Annotated in this window: 16 protein-coding genes; 12 read left to right on the forward strand and 4 right to left on the reverse strand. The window is 59.5% G+C overall.

Annotated elements, in window-relative coordinates:
• The first annotated feature begins 1 nt into the window (after position 1).
• The 3 genes from CHU71_RS04605 to CHU71_RS04615 are packed head-to-tail and all read left to right on the forward strand — an operon-like array spanning position 2 to position 3,168.
• Entirely contained in the window at positions 2 to 1,201 is a 1,200-nt protein-coding gene (locus tag CHU71_RS04605; RefSeq protein WP_147760329.1) for an acyltransferase family protein, read from the forward strand.
• A gap of 24 nt (positions 1,202 to 1,225) precedes the next feature.
• Positions 1,226 to 1,735, forward strand: a complete 510-nt coding sequence (locus tag CHU71_RS04610) for a polyadenylate-specific 3'-exoribonuclease AS (RefSeq protein WP_147760330.1) — start codon at positions 1,226 to 1,228, stop codon at positions 1,733 to 1,735.
• 44 nt (positions 1,736 to 1,779) lie between these two features.
• Positions 1,780 to 3,168, forward strand: a complete 1,389-nt coding sequence (locus CHU71_RS04615; RefSeq protein WP_034656806.1) for a class II 3-deoxy-7-phosphoheptulonate synthase — start codon at positions 1,780 to 1,782, stop codon at positions 3,166 to 3,168.
• On the opposite strand, the gene CHU71_RS04620 is transcribed toward CHU71_RS04615, so the two are convergent.
• Entirely contained in the window at positions 3,165 to 4,529 is a 1,365-nt protein-coding gene (locus tag CHU71_RS04620; protein WP_147760331.1) for a protein kinase, read from the reverse strand. The genes CHU71_RS04615 and CHU71_RS04620 overlap by 4 nt on opposite strands.
• 29 nt (positions 4,530 to 4,558) lie before the next feature.
• On the opposite strand from CHU71_RS04620, the gene CHU71_RS04625 reads away from it, so the two are divergent.
• Positions 4,559 to 5,026 carry an Rv2175c family DNA-binding protein gene (locus CHU71_RS04625; RefSeq protein ID WP_005528683.1) on the forward strand — a complete coding sequence of 156 codons (468 nt, stop codon included), beginning with the start codon at positions 4,559 to 4,561 and terminating at the stop codon, positions 5,024 to 5,026.
• Here the strand turns inward: CHU71_RS04625 and CHU71_RS04630 are convergent.
• The 3 genes from CHU71_RS04630 to CHU71_RS04640 are packed head-to-tail and all read right to left on the reverse strand — an operon-like array spanning position 5,023 to position 8,324.
• A complete protein-coding gene (locus CHU71_RS04630; protein WP_255456393.1) occupies positions 5,023 to 6,627 on the reverse strand; it encodes an alpha-(1->6)-mannopyranosyltransferase A in 1,605 nt (534 codons plus the stop codon). The genes CHU71_RS04625 and CHU71_RS04630 overlap by 4 nt on opposite strands.
• A 5-nt stretch (positions 6,628 to 6,632) precedes the next feature.
• On the reverse strand, positions 6,633 to 7,724 hold the full coding sequence (locus CHU71_RS04635) for a polyprenyl synthetase family protein (RefSeq protein WP_049063088.1): 1,092 nt from the start codon (positions 7,722 to 7,724) through the stop codon (positions 6,633 to 6,635).
• A gap of 36 nt (positions 7,725 to 7,760) precedes the next feature.
• The gene (locus CHU71_RS04640; protein ID WP_147760332.1) at positions 7,761 to 8,324 is read right to left on the reverse strand and encodes a GNAT family N-acetyltransferase; all 564 of its coding nucleotides are present in this window, start codon (positions 8,322 to 8,324) and stop codon (positions 7,761 to 7,763) included.
• 213 nt (positions 8,325 to 8,537) lie between these two features.
• On the opposite strand from CHU71_RS04640, the gene CHU71_RS04645 reads away from it, so the two are divergent.
• The 8 genes from CHU71_RS04645 to murF all read left to right on the forward strand — a co-directional run bounded on the left by CHU71_RS04645 (position 8,538) and on the right by murF (position 18,224).
• Positions 8,538 to 8,978, forward strand: a complete 441-nt coding sequence (locus CHU71_RS04645; protein WP_049063089.1) for an SAV_6107 family HEPN domain-containing protein — start codon at positions 8,538 to 8,540, stop codon at positions 8,976 to 8,978.
• 202 nt (positions 8,979 to 9,180) lie between these two features.
• Entirely contained in the window at positions 9,181 to 9,573 is a 393-nt protein-coding gene (locus CHU71_RS04650; RefSeq protein ID WP_147760333.1) for a DUF3040 domain-containing protein, read from the forward strand.
• A 696-nt stretch (positions 9,574 to 10,269) separates the two neighbouring features.
• On the forward strand, positions 10,270 to 10,704 hold the full coding sequence (gene mraZ / locus CHU71_RS04655; RefSeq protein ID WP_005528693.1) for a division/cell wall cluster transcriptional repressor MraZ: 435 nt from the start codon (positions 10,270 to 10,272) through the stop codon (positions 10,702 to 10,704).
• A 155-nt stretch (positions 10,705 to 10,859) separates the two neighbouring features.
• Entirely contained in the window at positions 10,860 to 11,927 is a 1,068-nt protein-coding gene (gene rsmH, locus CHU71_RS04660) for a 16S rRNA (cytosine(1402)-N(4))-methyltransferase RsmH (RefSeq protein WP_147760334.1), read from the forward strand.
• Entirely contained in the window at positions 11,924 to 12,730 is an 807-nt protein-coding gene (locus CHU71_RS04665) for a hypothetical protein (RefSeq protein WP_147760335.1), read from the forward strand. The genes rsmH and CHU71_RS04665 overlap by 4 nt, the downstream gene beginning before the upstream one ends.
• 444 nt (positions 12,731 to 13,174) lie before the next feature.
• Positions 13,175 to 15,067, forward strand: coding sequence for a penicillin-binding protein 2 (locus tag CHU71_RS04670; RefSeq protein ID WP_147760527.1), 1,893 nt, complete (start codon positions 13,175 to 13,177; stop codon positions 15,065 to 15,067).
• A 59-nt stretch (positions 15,068 to 15,126) separates the two neighbouring features.
• On the forward strand, positions 15,127 to 16,692 hold the full coding sequence (locus tag CHU71_RS04675; protein WP_147760336.1) for a UDP-N-acetylmuramoyl-L-alanyl-D-glutamate--2,6-diaminopimelate ligase: 1,566 nt from the start codon (positions 15,127 to 15,129) through the stop codon (positions 16,690 to 16,692).
• On the forward strand, positions 16,689 to 18,224 hold the full coding sequence (gene murF, locus CHU71_RS04680) for a UDP-N-acetylmuramoyl-tripeptide--D-alanyl-D-alanine ligase (protein ID WP_147760337.1): 1,536 nt from the start codon (positions 16,689 to 16,691) through the stop codon (positions 18,222 to 18,224). Before CHU71_RS04675 ends, murF begins: the two co-directional genes overlap by 4 nt.
• Positions 18,225 to 18,238 lie beyond the last annotated feature (14 nt).

Genomic DNA, 18,238 nt, shown 5'->3' on the forward strand with positions numbered 1-18,238 from the left:
ATTGAGCCCCTCGCAGCCTCGATTAGCGTGGCCGGACATCGCCAAGGGCATTTCAATCCTAGGCGTTGTCCTTTTGCATGTCACCCTCACCGTTCCCGAATCCAGTGAGACTCGGCTGGCCGCTTTCAATGTGTGGCTTGATCCCCTACGCCTGCCGTTGTTCTTCCTCGTCAGCGGCTATTTTTCTAGCAAGGTCTTTAGCTTTACTTTCCCACAGCTCTTTGCCCGACGCCTGTGGTATTTCCTCGTGCCCTACGTCGTGTGGATGGCGGTGGAGCTGCAAGTAAAGCGTGTGGAATTGCATTGGGTTTTCGAAAGCCCGTTGTTTGACCGCAACGAGATGCTCTTCAACATGGTGGTGGGCCACACCATGGCGTGGTTTATCCACGCGTTGATATTCTTCAATATTTTCTTGTGGTGCGTGCGCAAGCTGCCCGGGTGGCTGGCGCTGCTGCTGAGTTTTGCACCCCTGCTCTTTATGGCGTGGCAGGCGCACTACACGGTCATTGCTAAAGCGATGATGTTCCTCCCAGTGTTCGTGGGCGCTGCCTTCTTCCGCGACTGGATTACCCGTTTCGCAGCAGAGGCAGAGGCCCCTTTCCAAAGCCGTTTTACTCGCACGACATTCTTCGTCTACGCGGGAGTCATTGCGTCTTATGCTGGTGGTTTCCTGTTCCGCCGCGCCTGGGACGAGTACCCACAGGAGGTCTTTATCCCGTGGCCGCTTCCCGGTGCGGAATACCTGACCTCGAACGAGGTCCACATCATGGTCCGCTTTGTTGAGCAGACACTCGAGGTTCCTTTTGGCATTGTCATGGCCATTTGGGTTTCTCATTTGCCCAAAGTCTCTACCGCGTTGCGCTTCGTGGGCTCGCATACGCTGCCCATCTATCTGGGGCACCCTATCGGCTTGACAATCGGCTACGGTTTCTTCATGGCTTGGTTCCCGCACACCGTCTCCCTTGACGGCCAAACCCTCCTGGACAACACGCGGTTCTGGCTCATCGCCTGCTTTGTCTTCGCAGCTTTGGCTGCCTTGGCACTGTGGGCGCTGGGCAAAGTACCAATTGTTGGATGGCTTCTTAAGCCTCCGTCGATTACGCATCTGGTGGAAACAGCCCCGCGGCGCGACCACCCAGAAAATGAGGCGTCGTCAAGCATGGGCGCAGGGCCCACGAGACCCCATCGCATTCAGATCTAGGCAAGGCAACTAAGATAAGACCCCGTGCGCTACTTCTATGACACCGAATTTATCGAAGATGGAGAGACCATTGAGCTGGTCTCCATCGGCATCGTTGGGGAGAATGGTAGCGAGTATTATGCGGTGTCCACGGACTTCAACCCTGCCCATGCCAACGCTTGGGTGCGCGAAAACGTCCTAGACAAGTTGCCTTCCCCGAGTAACCCCGTATGGAAGTCGCGCGAGCGCATCCGCGAGGAGCTGCTCGAGTTCTTTGCCGCCCACGCCACGCCGGTGGAACTGTGGGCCTGGGTTGGTGCCTATGACCACGTAGTCTTGGCCCAGCTCTGGGGTGATATGACCGGTCTTCCTAAGCGGCTGCCGCGTTTTACGCGCGAACTCAAGCAGTACTGGGAATTTGCCGGCTGCCCCAAGCTGCCGCCAGTTCCGCAGGGCAATCACGATGCGCTTGTCGACGCCCGCCACAATCTCGCAAAATTCCGTGCCTGCATGGATGTACTACCCCTAGGAAGGGCCAACCAAGTCACTATCTAGCATCTAACTAACGCGCGACAGGTTAATAATGGTTAAATAGCCATGTGAGTTGGACAGTAGATATCCCTAAAGAAGCACTTCCGGACCTCCCACCACTGCCAGCAGGCATCGAGGAGCGATTCCAGGACGTCATCGCGCGTGATGCGAAGCAGCAGCCCAGCTGGGATCAGTCCCAGGCAGACAACGTTCGCAAGATCCTGGAATCCGTTCCACCGATCGTTGTGGCCCCAGAGATTGAAGAACTCAAGCGCAAGCTTGCCGACGTCGCCCTGGGTAAAGCATTCCTCTTGCAGGGCGGCGACTGCGCTGAGACCTTCGAGTCCAACACTGAGCCGCACATCCGCGGCAACGTGAAGACCCTCCTGCAGATGGCCGTGGTGCTCACCTACGGTGCCTCCACCCCTGTGGTCAAGCTCGGCCGTATTGCCGGCCAGTACGCTAAGCCGCGTTCTTCCGACGTCGATGGCAACGGTCTGCTCAACTACCGTGGCGACATCGTCAACGGTGTGGAACCCACCGAGGAAGCTCGTCGTCACGACCCAGCCCGCATGGTGCGTGCATACGCGAATGCATCCGCAGCGATGAACCTCGTGCGTGCGCTGACCTCTTCCGGCACCGCTGACCTGTACCGCCTCCACGAGTGGAACCGCGAGTTCGTGGCCAACTCCTCGGCGGGTGCGCGCTACCAGGCGCTTGCCAATGAGATCGAGAATGGCCTTGCTTTCATGAATGCTTGTGGGGTTTCCGATGAGACGCTGCGCTCGGCGGAGATTTACTGCTCCCACGAGGCATTGCTCAAGGACTACGAGCGTTCCATGCTGCGTCTTGGCGTCGATTCCAACGGCGAAACCAAGCTTTATGACTTGTCCGCACACCAGCTGTGGATCGGTGAGCGCACCCGTGGCTTGGAAGACTTCCACGTCAACTTCGCCTCGATCATCGGCAACCCAGTGGGCATCAAGCTCGGCCCGGGCGTTACCCCGGAGCAGGCCGTTGAGTACGCAGAGAAGCTCGACCCGAACCGTGAGCCGGGCCGCCTGACCATGATCACCCGCATGGGGCACGACAAGGTGCGCACCGTGCTTCCGGCAGTAGTCAAGGCAGTGGAGGACTCCGGCCACAAGGTTGTTTGGCAGTGCGACCCAATGCACGGCAACACCTTCACCGCATCGAATGGCTACAAGACCCGCCACTTCGACAAGATCGTGGACGAGGTGCAGGGCTTCTTCGAGGTACACCGCGAGCTGGGCACCCACCCAGGTGGCGTGCACCTCGAATTCACGGGTGAGGACGTCACCGAGTGCCTGGGCGGCGCAGAGGACATCACTGACGTGGACCTGCCGGGCCGCTACGAGTCCGCAGTGGACCCGCGCTTGAACACCCAGCAGTCGCTGGAGCTGTCCTTCCTCATCGCAGAGATGCTGCGTAACTAGGCGAAGAACGTCGGCATAGAACCGTATTGGCCGGAGCCGAACCACCACCCGCCCAAGGCGACGGCAACGGTTGCTAGCCCAACGAACGCCAAGAACAGCAGCAGCGTGAACACGTTGCGGTTGCTTAATGGGCGCTCGGCTGGCTCGTCTTCAGCGATGTGCGACAGCGCGCCCTGAGGCTGGGGCTCCAGCGGTGCTTGTGCGTGATAGTTAGGTGCTGGATACTCCGCGCCGCGCGGGGCCACAGGTGGACCTGGTGGCGCGGCGAAGGGCGGAGCCGGCAAATCCGCGCGAGTCTCAAAACTCAGCGGTGCGCGGTGGGGGATATCCGCAGGAGGGGCCTGCGGAATGTATTCGGTCGCTGCCTCTGGGGCAGGGGCGGTGTGCTGCTCTGCGGGGGTTGCAGAGGGAGTATCGATAGCGGTGGTCGCGTCAAAGACGTGCGTGGCGCCGGTTCCCGAGAAGTCGGTGGGCTGTTCAGCTGTGCGGGCGGCCGCTGCGTTGCGCGGAACTGGAACGGTGAACTCCGGCAGATCTAGGTCCCGTGTGACGTCGTCAAGAGCGTCGAGGAACTCCCCGGCGTCGGCGAAGCGCTCGCTGGCTTGGCGAGCGGTTGCGGTGGCCACGAGGGCGTCGAAAAGCTTCGGCACCCCGGCAATGCGTGACGACGGCGCCGGAACATCGGCGTGCAGGCGCGCTGTCGCGTGTTCCATCGGGGTCGCGCCACTAAATGGCACGGTGCCGGTGAGCAGCTCGAAGAGAACCACGCCCGCAGAATAGACGTCGGATTCAGGCGTGATCGGCTCGCCCGTGACTTGCTCAGGGGAGAGGTAGGACACCGTACCGACGATCTGGTTCGACGCCTGCTCGGCCGCCGCGGAGCGCACCAGACCAAAGTCACCGAGCTTCACCCGGTTATGCGAGGTAATGAGCACGTTGTCCGGTTTAATGTCGCGGTGTACCAGGCCAGTGCGGTGCACCTCGTCCAGGCCCATGAGCATCGGGTGCATCACGGCGGCAGCCGCATGCGCAGGCATGGGTCCGCGCTCGGCGAGCAGCTCGCGCAACGTGCCGCCCGTGATGAGTTCCATGATGAGGTAGATGGGCACGCCCTCGGAAGAGAAGTCATGCACGGCAACGAGATTTGGGTGCTGTAGCTGTGCCATGGCGCGGGCCTCCCGCTCGAAGCGCTTCACAAAGGCAGGGTCGTCCTGGTAGCGCTCGTCCATGACCTTGGCGGCCACAGCTCTGCCTAGGCGCAAGTCAACGCAGCGATACACGGTGGACATACCGCCTTGCGCGATTGGCCGATCAACTCGATAGCGGTCTTCGAGTACGTCGCCTATTTCCAGCCTTGTCATGCATTCCAGTATGGCTGATAGGGAAGCAGATGTGGTATCCAGCTAAGGTTGTGTCTGTGAGTAATGCAGATACAAACAGTGCACGGACAAACAACGTACAGACAAACAACGCGCAGAACAATTCTCCTGCTGACAAGACGCAACAAATCGCAGCCCTGCTGGCTGATGAGAAGTTGCTGACATTGCAGGAAGTGGCGGACAAGCTTGATCTTCAGATCACCCGCGTCTTCGACCTGCTCAACGCACGCAAGTTCATCGCGTGGCGCGACGGCGAAGGCACCCGCTACGTTCCTGCTTCCTTCTTCAACGAGAAGGGCGTTATTTCCAAGTACGTTTCTGGCGTCATCACGGTCTTGACCGACGGCGGCTTCAACGACGACGAAATCTTCGTGCACCTGTTCACCGAGGACGATTCCCTTCCGGGCCGACCCATCGACGCACTGCACGGTCACCTTGCGCGCGAGGTCATCCGCCGCGCGCAGGCTTCGGCCTTTTAGGAAGCTTCGGGGGACGATGCGGGGGCGTCGTCAAGCACAGGGCGTGGCTTGGCGGCGCGATCCCGCTCCCGTAAACCGCTGCCGAGGTTTTCCGGCAGCCCAGCAAAGATCCACTGCGTAAGCGCCCATGCGGCGACGACCATGCCGATATCCCACCACCAGTTGTAGAGCTGGTGGTTTCCGTCGCCGGAGAAAGCTACGCCGATAAATAGCGAGACGCCCGTGGTGATCTTGATGAGCAGCAGCGGCGGGCGGAATGTGCCCATGAGGGTCAACACCGAGGCGTAGTACCACGGCAGGGTTACAGAGTTGAACACGAACGCGACCTGGTAGGCGCCAGCGGTACCTGCGATGGCGCGGTTGATGGAATCGCGGCCCAGCCACCACATCAAGACCAAACCGATGAGCATGAAGACCATCGAGATGGTGCGCAACGCACCCAGTACGCCGTTGTAGGTGGTCTCTGGACTAAAGACCTGGATAAGCGGGATGAGGACGTCGGTTGCGAAGGTAGGGCCGGCGAGGGGATTGACCACCTTGGAGTTGCCGCTGATTTGGGAGAGCCATCCCCAAGAGCTGCCCGAGGCCCATGTAATGACAGCGACGGATAGAGCTACCTCAATCAACGCCACGACTCCAGAGATGACGAATGCGAGCACCTGTTTGGCGACGCCGCGATCCCGCGGTGCGTGGTGAAGCACCATCATCCACACTACGAAGGGTGCTGCAAAGATGGCCGTTGCCTTGAGCGCCACGGCCACGCCGATGAGGATGAGGCCGATGTGGAAGCGCTTGTGTACCGCGGCAAGCAGGCCCAGGGACACGAGGGCCACCATGACGGACTCGTTGTGCATGCCACCGATGAGGTGAAGGACAACTACCGGATTGGCCACACCCAACCACAGTGCCAAAGCGGGGTCGCCGCCTAAGGCGCGGGCCAGGCGGGTAATTGCGAAGACGATGACGGCAAAGCCGAGGACGGAGATTGCCTTGTAGACGATGATTCCTGCGGCGACGTTATCGCCCACTAGGCGCGTGACGCCTTCGGCGGTCCACAAGTGCAACGGGCCATAGGGGGTGGTGGTGTTGCGCCAGTCATGGGAAACCTCAAGCAGAAATGGTCCCGGGTTGACGGCTGCGCCCTCGGTATAGGGATCGAAACCATCGCGCACCATGGCGCCTTGCATGAGATAGGAGTAGACGTCGCGGGAGGCAAGAGGTGCAGCAAAGAGCAGTGGAGCGATCCATGCGGCGAGCATGCGACGGATCTCGCGCAGGCCTCCGTCAGGAGTAGGATTCTTCAGCTGCGGCGCGACCACCTGGCGGCCGGCCAGGATCCATGCAGCGACGAGGCCAAAGAGGCCGAACCAGTAGAGAACCATGCCCACGTTGCGGCCGTGCCCGTAGGCCAAGAACCCGATGTTGAGGGCCTCCAGAAAACCGCCTCGGTTGCGCGTAGCGCCGCCGGAGAAGGAGACAATCATCAAGATGATGGAGGCAACGATGCCCACCGGTAGTGCATTGGGCAGCTGCAGGCTATACACCTTGTGCTTTGGGCCTGCGGTCTGAGGAGCAGGGGAGGCAGGAGATGTAACTGACATGCTGCCTACATTCGACGAGCCGTGGCCTTGATGGCCAGTGCCTCGAGGGTCTGAGTGACGTCGGCATCAACCTGCGCCTCGCGGAGGTGGCGCAGCCCTGACTCGGTGAGAGCGGTGATTTGCTCTTCAAGCAGCGCTGGGGCGCCGGAGTCCTCGATGATTTGCGCCATACGGGCAATGTCAGCGGGATCCTCGGTGTTGCCGATGAGACTACGCAGCGTCTTGGCAGCGGCTGGGTCCTTCGCGTCGGCGTGCTGGAGCGCCAAGGAAAGGAGGACGGTGCGCTTGCCTTCGCGCAGATCGTCGCCAGCAGGCTTTCCAGTGATCGCGGGGTCGCCGAAGACGCCGAGCTGGTCATCGCGCAGCTGGAAGGCGATTCCGATGTCGCGGCCGTAGCCACGGAAAGCGTCGATAAGCGCAGGCTCGGCGCCTGCGACTGCGGCACCAAGGTGAAGCGGTCGCTCGATGGTGTACGCGGCCGTCTTGTAACGGTTGACCGAGTTGGCTAGCGCTAGGTCCTCGGAACCCGCGGCCTCCAGCGAAATGTCTAGAATCTGGCCGCCGATGACCTCGGTGCGCATACCTGACCATGGGCCGCGAGCGCGATGCAGCGCGGCGCCGCTGAGGCCGGAGCCCTGCAGCATGTCTTCGGCCCATGCGAGTGCAAGATCGCCAACCAGGATGGCTACTGATTGACCGAAGAAGTCGGCATCGCCGTGGTAGCCCTTGGCCCTGTGTTGTGCTGCGACGGCGCGATGCACAGTGGGATTTCCGCGCCGGGTATCAGAGGAATCGATGATGTCATCATGGATAAGCGCGCACGCCTGGATGAACTCCAGCGATGAGGCGGCGGTGGCCATAGCCTGGGCATCCTCGCCGCTCTCTAGGCCGTGCGCGCCGAGGAAGCCAGCCCACGCGTAGGTGGGGCGAATGCGCTTGCCGCCATCGAGAACGAAGGACTCTAGGAAGTTCGTTGCGTTGACAACGGGTTCACCAATTTCTGCAACCTCGGGGCGACGCTGTGCGAGGAACTCGCTGAGCTTTTCGCGGGCGAGGTCGGGGAACTGCTCGATGGTGGGAATGCTGTTGTCTTTCACCCCTCACACGTTACCTGTTAGGGCAGACGTTTCTAATTAGGTGGCAGACAGGGGCAACCGTGCCGCGAGAATCGCAAAGGCGCGTTCGTCTGCGGGGTATTCGAGGTTGCGTAGGACATCGAAGAATCCCACTTTGCGGTAAAGGCTAAAAGCGGCGTTTGCCTCGTTGGGGACCTCGGGCGTGGATAACAAGAGATAGGAGGCTGGCGCGTTCCACGCGAGTTCCTCGATGAGGCAGAGGCCTAAGCCATGGCCCTGCAAGTTAGGGGTGACATGAATCTCGGCGAGCTCGAAATAGTTGTGCAAGATGTCCAGTTGCTCGGGCGTGGGGCCGCCGGCCTCGGTGAAACCGCGGCGCAGCTGGCGGTCCCACCAGGTGTCCGGCGTACCGACAAAACCGTAGGCCAAGCCCGCGATGCCGAATTCATTTTCGGCGATAACCGCAGTGAATCCGGGACGCATGACATCAGCCTTCCACGCGTTAATCCGGTTAGCCCGAATGGTGGGGTTATATCCCATGGCTTCGATGTAGATGTCCACCAACTGTGGGGCCAGCATGGCGAATTCTTGGGGGCTCAGGCGCCGAATTTGAAAACTCACACTTCTAATAACAGCAGACTTAGGGGTTGTTCGACAACGTAATTGCGCAGCTTTTCTGTTTTTAAAAATGAACATCGTGTGTAGATTTTCGAAAGTTAAAAACGCTCTGAAGTGGAAAAACTATTGCACGATTCGAACAAGTGATCTAAAATGAAGGTAGATGTCCGGAAGGCTCTTTAGATTGTTAGTCAATGCCAGCGAAGGAGGAGCATCATGGCACAGGTAATTTCAGCTACGGCCCAGTTCAGGGGGTCGCGCGCGGCAGTGGGCGCATTCAAGCGTGACCGTTTTATGGAGCAAGCAAGCGACTTGCTAGCGCAAGCTCGTGCCATGGCTGCTGCGGGCCGTTGGGATCAGGCGCTGGAGTTTGCTTATCAGGCGGGCCTCCGTACGGCCGGTGCTCGTATTGCGGACTCTGCGGTGGCAAAGCGGCGTCGCCTTCCGTCGAGTGCTTGGGCGCAGCTCGCACTCGTTGGGGGAGAGGAAAAGGAATGGGCTGAGCGCTTTGGTGCTTACTCTCGTCTTCGCTCCCGGGTGGCCTCTGGCTTGGAGGACGCTCCTTCGGACGAGGTTGTCCTTGAAGTGATGGCCTTGGCGGCGGAATTCCTTTCCTATGTGGAAGAGGAAATGGGCTTCGGCTCCCTTGCTGCGTAAAGCGGGAACTGGGACATGTTCGGCGTGTTGTACCCCAGTTATGTGGGGGTAGACTGTATTTGCGGGAACTAACTGATTACTCTGGGCGTTAGATAATTAGTAGTTCACAAAATATGGTGTATCCCAAAGCGTGTGCGGCCAGCATTTGTGCACTGCGTTGTGGAACTTAGCCCTAGACCCATTGAAATCAGTTGGAGGAACAGTGTCGCTTTCCGAGCACGAGCAGCAAGCTCTCCGTGAAATTGAACGGTCCTTATTGCAGGATGATCCTAAGTTTGGTTCCTCTGTTGCTGAGGATTCCGGCTTCGGTGGCAACGGTGGTGCGATTACCCTTCGAGGCATTGCGCTCATCGTCGTGGGTCTCTTGCTCTTGGTGGGCGGCGTAGCCCTCGCGCAGCAGAACCTCTGGTTCGTCAGCATTTCTATCGTCGGATTCCTTGTTATGTTTGCCTCTGGCGTGTGGATGCTGCGTGGGCGCAAGGAGAAGGTGCCGTCTTACTCGGGTGCTCGCGCTAAGCAGAAGTCGGCTGGTGGTCAGGGCGGAGTAGGCGGCCGTCTGGAGGAGAACTTCCGCCGTCGTTTCGAAGAGCGATAAGCGCCAGCGCTGAAACAAGCCGAATTTGTGGGTTGAGCCCGCATTCCTAACTTCCCAAGTGGAAGAGGGGATGCGGGCTTTTTGCGTTCAGCCCTTTGTGAGATTCCCACTTCAAGGTTCCCACTTTCTAATCCCCACTTTGCCCCATATTCCCCACTTTCTCCCACATTCCCCACTTTGCCCCACCGGGGGGACGTTTGGGTTGAAGTTGTGGCGGCGCTTTCTAGAAGTGCAACCCTGGAATCCCAGACCTTGTGGTCGCTGTTGTCGGAGTTTGGAGTGTGAGCAAAACTGACCTTGACGTCTGGTTTTCTAGGTCTGTTATTTTGCGAAATGGGTAAATGGCGTCGGATGGTGCGCGGTGTGCGGGTGGAGAATTCACAATATAAGGGGCTATTGCGACCTATGGTGCGCAATATGTAGGTGTTACATGCGGGGCCAAAGGGGTGGTTGTGGGGTGGTGTCAAGGGGGTAGCGGGGATTTCTTCCCACCGTTAAAACAGGTGTCTACCTCGATCGATCGACTTGAAATTCTTTGAACACGCGGCTTGAGGTGACAGAAGTGGGGGAAAGTGGGGTAGAGTGGGGCGCAGTGTGAAAGTGAGCGTCGGAATTTCGAGTAAATCCCGAGGGTTTGGCGCAAGGTTTCATGCCAGAGGAATCCGGAGTTTCGAGTGACAGGAAGGTGGGCCCGGGATGTTTCTGGGTACCTACACTCCCAAACTCGATGACAAAGGGCGGCTTACGCTTCCCGCTAAGTTTCGCGAAGATTTGGCTGGCGGCCTTATGGTCACCAAAGGTCAGGATCACTCTCTAGCGGTTTATCCGCGTGAGGAATTCGCGGCGCGTGCACGGAAAGCGGCAGCAGTGTCTCGCACCAACCCAGACGCGCGTGCGTTTATTCGTAACTTGGCAGCAAGTGCGGATGAGCAAAGGCCGGATGGACACGGACGAATCACTCTTTCAGCCGCACACCGCGAATACGCAAACCTCTCAAAGGAATGCGTGGTGGTCGGTTCAGTGGACTTCCTCGAAATCTGGGACGCAGCCGCATGGGCTGAGTACCAGGCGCAAACTGAAGATGCTTATTCGGCAGCAGACGCCGATGACGTACTCGCTGGGTTGCTCTAAAGAGCAAGGGCAGCGATGAGTGCGTGTACGGACTCTGCCCGAGGTGGATGCTCTGGTGTACTTCCCCGATATCAGAAACCTGCCTCGGACAGGGCCCTATACGCACTTTTTTGCTCTGTGGGACCAATTGAGAAAAAAGGGGGTGACGAGCAGTAATGACGGCTCAAGACAAGAACACTGACAACGTAGCCAACAACATTAACTACGACATAGCCGAAAACCACGGCCATGTTCCAGTCATGCGCGAGCGCATGGCTCAACTGCTCGCGCCCGCAATTGAAGCGGCCGGGAGCAACGCGGTTGTCGTTGACGGCACCTTAGGCGCCGGTGGCCACGCCGATTTTTTCCTGCGGACTTTCCCTAACCTGCACGTGGTAGGCGTTGACCGTGATGGCGCATCGCTGGCCGCAGCCACCGAGCGCTTGAAGCCATTCGAGGATCGCTTTGTGGGCGTCAACGCACGCTTCGACGAGGTCGGCGGCGAAATTGCCAGGGGAGAGGGTGCAATCTTTGACATTGCTTGCGAGCACGGCATTGCTGGCGCCCTGTTCGACTTGGGTGTTTCTTCCATGCAGCTCGACCAAGTTGAGCGCGGCTTTGCGTATAAGACGGATGCACCGTTGGACATGCGCATGGACCCCTCGCATGGCATTACCGCTGCAGACGTGTTGAACACGTACAGCCATGGCGACCTTGCACGAATTCTCAAGACCTACGGGGATGAGCGTTTCGCAGGCAAAATTGCCTCGGCGGTCCTCAAGGAGCGTGAGAAAGAGCCGTTCAGCAACTCCGAACGTCTTGTCGAACTGCTCTACGCCACCATCCCCGCGGCAACTCGCCGCACCGGTGGGCATCCGGCAAAGCGCACCTTCCAGGCATTGCGCGTCGAGGTTAACCGCGAGCTTGAGGCAATCGAGCGGGTGATCCCCGTTATTACAGATGCACTACACGTCGGCGGACGCGCGGTGTTCATGAGCTACCAGTCTCTCGAGGACCGCATCGTTAAGCAGGCTTTCGCCGAGCTGGCTGCGTCTAAGACGCCAGCCGGGCTTCCGATGGATCTTCCAGGCACGGCTCCAAAGTTTAAAACGGTCACCCGTGGCGCTGAAAAGGCGAGCGCCGAGGAAATTGAAGAAAACTCCCGCGCCGCATCCGTGAGGGTGCGGGCCATAGAGAGACTCGAGGGCGAGCCTCACCTGCACCCACCGGGAGGTAGTGCATGAGCCTCTACGAACGCACTACCGCACCACACACTTCCCGCAACACCACACAAGAGAGGACCCGCACCATGGGGGCGAGCCGCGACTTTACAACCGGTACCGATACCGGAGCTGCCACGACTCTTCTAGAGCCAGGCCGCCGCGCCGTTCCCCAGCGCACTCCGCGCCAAATGCCGCACCGTACGCAGGTGCCGGCGCGCCGCGGAAACCGCTTGGGTTCGAAGCAGGTTGTTTCTTTCCGTGGCCGTCGTCTTCCACAGCAGTCGCTAAATAAAAAGAGCTCGCTTTTTACTCGTATGTCCTTCATGGCCATCGGATTGCTGATTTTCGGCGTCGTGGTGTCGATGTGGCTTTCTGGTATCTCGACTGCCCAGACCTTTGTGGTCAAGGACTTGACAGTTCGCGAGTCTGAGCTGAATAACCAGCTCGAGACGCTGAATCGTGACCTCGAAAATGTGCGCTCGGCTTCTGACGTTGCGCGGCGTGCCAATGATGCCAAGATGGGTGTACCTACCCAGCCAGGAATCGTAGAGGTCGGCCCAGACGGGGCTGTCAACGAGAAGCGTCCGGCTGAGTTGAACACTGAGTCCATTGTTGACGTCAACGGCGAGCCAGTCCGTCCGGGCCAGGCATCGAGTGATCCGAACGCAACGAAGGACATCTCAGATAGTCTCAACGAGGTGCCGCAGGGTCGTCAACGTGAGGCGCGCAATAACAATGGCCAGGCTCCGGCCGGGCAGGAATCTGCTCCGGCAGCACCGCAGGATCTGCCGAACATCCCAGCCCAAGCGCCATACGCTAACTAGCTAAAAATCCTGCTTCTTCAGAAGTGCTCGCGCGTGCCTGTGCGAGCACTTGGCTTTTATAAGGCAGAATCTTCAAGCAAGACTGCCTGCTTTGCGGGCGAGCTTCAAGACCATCGGTCACGCCGAGCCCGCAACCGCATTTAAGTGGCTTTTGTATTCGACGCGGCATAAGGAAAAGGTGACTTTGTGACTCCACCAAATTCAGGTGACCGTCGACGCGGTTCCCGAGGGGAGCATGGGCGCGATGGCAGGGATAATGCTGCCGACCGCGGTCGTTATGGCCGCCAAAGTGGGCGTTCCGGTGGTCGTAGCCATCGGGGGGCCGCCACTGGATCCGCTATGCCGCGTGCAGGTTCGGCGTCGCGCCCGAGTGAGCGAGTAAAGCCTGCAACACGTGATCCGCAGGCCCAGGGCGGTGGCCGTACCGCGCGTGCCAAGGCTGCCATGGCTTTGCCGCAGAAGGCTATCTTGCGGCAGCGAGTCAAAACCGTTGTTGCTGTCCTTATGGTGGTGTTCGTGGCCTTGGTCGGGCGCTTGGCTTGGGTACAGATCGTCTGGGGTCCCGACTTTGCCGCTAAAGCTGTGGCTCAGCGATCCCGCGTGTATATCGACTCGGCTCGCCGTGGTGAGATTGTCGATCGCAATGGGCAGCGACTTGCCTACACAATGAAGTCGCGTTCACTCACCGTTTCGCCAACGCGCCTGCGCGACGAACTTCGTGAGCAGGAGGAATTGGAAGCTACCGGAGAAGCTTCCTTTGACGGGCTTGACGACGCTGCGCGTAATAAGTTTCTCGACGATAAGCTCGAAGAGCGACTAAAGGACATGGCGAAGGGCATCCCTTCCAAAATCAACGATGCTGGATTGGACACCGGCGACGTGGACGAGAAACAGATTCTGGATAAGCTGCACGCGGATACCCAGTACGAGGTTCTAGTTCGTAACGTGGACCCGGATGTAGCAGTGAAAATCGCTTCTGAGTACCACGGACTCGCAGCTGATGAGCAGCAGATTCGCCAGTACCCGAATGGCTCCATCGCGGAGAACGTCATCGGCAAGGTCTCCATGGACGGACAAGGTCAGTTCGGCTTCGAAGCTTCCGGTGACTCCACTCTGACTGGTATCGATGGCAGCTCCACCGAGGATGTTTCCACCAATGGTCAGGCAATTCCCGGCACGTTGCGCGATGAGGTCTCAGCAACCGACGGCAAGAACGTCACCTTGACCCTGGACCTTGATTTGCAGACCTACGTACAGCAGAAGCTGGAGAAGGCACGCGCCAACTCCAAGGCCAAGAATGCACAAGCGGTGGTCCTCGACGTTGCTACGGGCGAAGTCTTGGCCATGGCCAACACGGGCACCATCGATCCGAACAAAGACATCGAAAAGCAGCTCAAGGAAGACAAAACCTTCGACAACCGCAGCGTTTCGCACCCGTATGAGCCTGGCTCAGTGGCCAAAATCATCACCGCGGCCGCAGCGCTGCAGGAGGGCGTTACCACCCCAGACCAGGTTCACCAGGTTCCAGGATCCATCGATATGGCTGGCGTAACTGTTAATGATGCCTGGGATCACGGCGTCGAGCCTTACACCACCACCGGTATCTTCGGTAAGTCCTCAAACGTGGGCACTCTAATGATCGCCCAGCAGTTGGGGCAGGATCGGTACGCCAAGTATCTCAAGGCCTTCGGCCTTGGTCAGACCACTGGTATTGAGCTGCCAAACGAGTCTGCAGGTTTGGTCCCCGACGTAGAGCAGTGGTCCGGCGGTACCTTCGCCAACCTACCGATCGGCCAGGGCCAGTCGTGGACCACGCTGCAGATGGCCAGCGTCTACCAGGCTTTGGCGAACGGTGGTGAGCGCATCGAGCCACGCATCATTTCCTCCATCACCAATTCCAACGGCGAGAAGGAGGAGCTCGACGCTCCCAAGAAGACGCAGGTAGTAAGCAAGGAAACCGCGAAGACCACTGTGGATATGTTCCGCGCTGTATTCCAATCCGACCCGAATGGCGTCCAGAACGGCACCGCCGGCGGCAACAAGATCGAGGGATACCAACTTTCCGGCAAGACCGGTACCGCACAGAAGGTTGACGAGAAGACGGGAGCCTACTCGAACTCCGCCTACTGGATCACCTTCGCGGGTATCGCGCCTGCCGACGACCCACGCTTTGTTGTGGCAATCATGCTCGACGAGCCGCAGTCCGGAGTTAACGACAATGGTTCCGGTGGTCAGTCCGCGGCGCCTGTCTTCACAGACATCGCAAGCTGGCTGCTCAATCGCGATAACATCCCTACCTCCCCGCCTGGCCCAGAATTAACCTTGCGAGCTCAGTAAGCCCCTCAACTATTAAAACCTCAAGAAAAGTTCACTAGAAAGCTTTAGGGAGAAATGCAATGAGCGTAGACCTCCAGACCCTCGCCACCATTGGCGGCGGCCGCGTCATCGGCGATGAATCCGTCACTGTTTCGACGTGCAGTCTCGACTCGAAGGCGATTGCCGCCGGCGGGCTCTTCGCGGCCCTTCCAGGTACGCGAGTACACGGTGCCCAATTTGCCGGTGACACTGAGGCAGCGGCCATCCTCACCGATGAGGCGGGTCTACAACACCTGCAAGAAGCTGGTGAGCGTCGCCCCATCATTGTCGTGGAAGACATTCGTGCAGTGTTGGGTCTCATCGCCGCTGAAATTTACGAGCACCCCACTGAGCACTTGACCGTACTGGGCGTGACAGGAACATCTGGCAAGACCACCACGAGCTACCTCCTCGAGGCGGGTCTTCTCCACGCAGATCACAAGGTGGGTCTTATCGGCACAACCGGAACCCGCATCAACCGTGAACCCGTGCCGACTAAGCTCACCACTCCCGAGGCTCCGACCCTGCAGGAGCTCTTTGCGCGCATGCGTCACGAAGGAGTCACGCACGTGGTCATGGAGGTCTCCTCCCACGCGCTTGAGCTTGGGCGCGTGCGAGGTACCCAGTTCGATGTTGGTGGTTTCACCAACTTGAGCCAGGACCACCTCGACTTCCACCCAACGATGGAGGATTACTTCGCAGCCAAGGCAGCGCTTTTCGACGGCCCGCAAGCAGCGTCCGCTGCCGTAATCTGCGTTGATGATGACTGGGGCAAGCGCATGGCGCAACAAGTCGCCGGCAAGCCACTGACGCTCGTTTCAACCACAGGCGAGGAAACAGCCGAGAACACCAACCAGGTGATTAGCGCCCGTCAGTTAGGCACCGAGCCCACTGGCGCACAGCACGTTGAATTGAGCTTCAGTGGGGAGACCTATTCCTTTGAGCTGCCGATGCCAGGCAAGTTCAACATCGCCAACGCTGCGCTGGCAGCAGGCATGGCAGCTGCGGTAGGCGTGGACACCGAAACCTTCCTAAACGGTGTCGAGCGCGTAGCCGTACCGGGGCGGATGGAGAGCATCAGCCGTGGCCAAGATTTCGTGGCAGTTGTCGACTACGCCCACAAGCCAGCAGCCATTGCAGCGGTCCTTGATACTCTGCGCGGCCAGCTGTCTGAGACCGGCGGACGCCTCGGCGTCGTCGTCGGCGCCGGCGGCGACCGCGACTCCTCAAAGCGTCCGCTCATGGGCGCAGCTGCAGCAGAACGCGCAGACCTCGTCGTGGTTACGGACGACAATCCGCGTAGCGAGGACCCTGCAACCATCCGTGCCGCTGTCATCGCGGGCGCGCAGAAGGCTTCCCAGACCGCAGACATTCGCGAGATCGGCTCCCGTGCCGCGGCCATCGACGCAGTAGTGGAGTGGGCACAGCCCGGCGACGCTATCATCGTTGTTGGCAAAGGCCATGAGGTTGGGCAAATCGTGGGTGATGAAACCTTGCACTTTGATGACAGGGAAGAAGTTGCCCGCGCTCTTGACGCCAAGCTTGGCAGTGGCGCGCCAGTTAGCCACGCGGAGTACGGGGACACTGTGAATAAGGAACAAGCATGATTGCATTGACCCTCCAAGAAATCGCCGACATTACCGGCGGCCGCCTTGACTGCGTCCCAGATCCTGCAGCTGCAGTTACTGGATTCGTAGAGTTTGACTCCCGCAAGGTCACCCCAGGAGGCCTCTTCCTCGCGCTGCCAGGTGCCCGCGTTGACGGCCACGACTTTGCCGAGAAGGCCGTTGAATCCGGTGCGGTGGCCGTTCTCGCCGCGCGCCCAGTGGGCGTTCCGGCCATCGTTGTTGAACCCACCGGCAAGGTGGAAGGCGACGGCGCAAACGCCGACATCTATGCCAATGACGAGGATGGCTCCGCCGCCGCAGTCATCCAGGCGCTGTCCGCACTGGCCCGCGCCGTCACCCAGCGCCTAGCCGCTGAAGACGGCCTCAACATCGTGGGCGTGACCGGTTCCGCTGGTAAGACCTCCACCAAGGACCTCATCGCCACGATCTTCCGCGCCGCTGGGGAGACGGTGGCACCACCAGGCTCCTTCAACAATGAGGTCGGTCTGCCTTATACCGCACTGCGCTGTGACGAACACACCGAGTACCTCGTGGCCGAGATGTCTGCTCGTGGCATCGGCCACATCCGGCATTTGACCGGCATCACCGCACCCAAGGTGGGCGTAGTCCTCAACGTTGGTACCGCACACCTAGGCGAGTTCGGTTCGCGGGAGAATATCGCGCTCGCGAAGGGCGAGCTCGTCGAGGCGCTCCCATCTGCAGCTGAGGGCGGCGTCGCCGTGCTCAATGCAAACGATTCTTTCGTCGCTGGCATGGCGCCCCGCACGAATGCAAAGGTGGTCTATTACTCGGCCGTCGCCAAGCAAGGCTACACTCCGCCAGCGCAGTACTATGCCACGGACGTGCAGCTTGACGACGTCGCCCGTGCTTCCTTCCTCATGCATACCCCAGGCCATGCGCCACTTCCGGTGAAACTACAGGTCTTCGGTGCGCATCAGGTGTCGAATGCGCTGGCCGCAGCGGCCGCCGCCATCGAGCTGGGGCTAAGCGCTGAACTCGTGGCAAACGCGTTGTCTGGACACCGCATTGCGTCGGAGCACCGCATGGACGTGCGCAACCGCCGCGACGGAGTCACCCTGATTGATGATTCCTATAACGCAAACCCGGATTCCATGCGTGCGGCCATCGCAGCGCTGGCATACACGGCCACTGCGCGTCCCGACGCACGTTCTATTGCCGTGCTCGGCGAGATGGGTGAGCTGGGCGACGACGCCCTCGACGCACACCGTCAGCTGGGCGCAGAGCTCGCGAAGTACCACGTAGACCATCTGGTTGCTGTAGGCAGCAGCCCCAATACGCGGGCGATGGCTGAAGCTGCACAGGCAAAGGGTATAAATACTAGTGTCAGTGCCGATGTTGATGAGGCCGCAAAGATTGTTGATAGTCTCCTCCGTACCCCGCCTGTGGGCGTGGACGATTGGCCGCAAAGGGACGTTAAAGATGTCATCCTTGTCAAAGCTTCGAATGCCCAACGCCTGTGGCTCGTTGCAGAAAAGCTCAGCCAGAGCTAGTTTACGAAATAGAA

This window comes from Corynebacterium sp. LK14 (assembly GCF_008042215.1).
GTDB classification, from domain to species: domain Bacteria; phylum Actinomycetota; class Actinomycetes; order Mycobacteriales; family Mycobacteriaceae; genus Corynebacterium; species Corynebacterium striatum.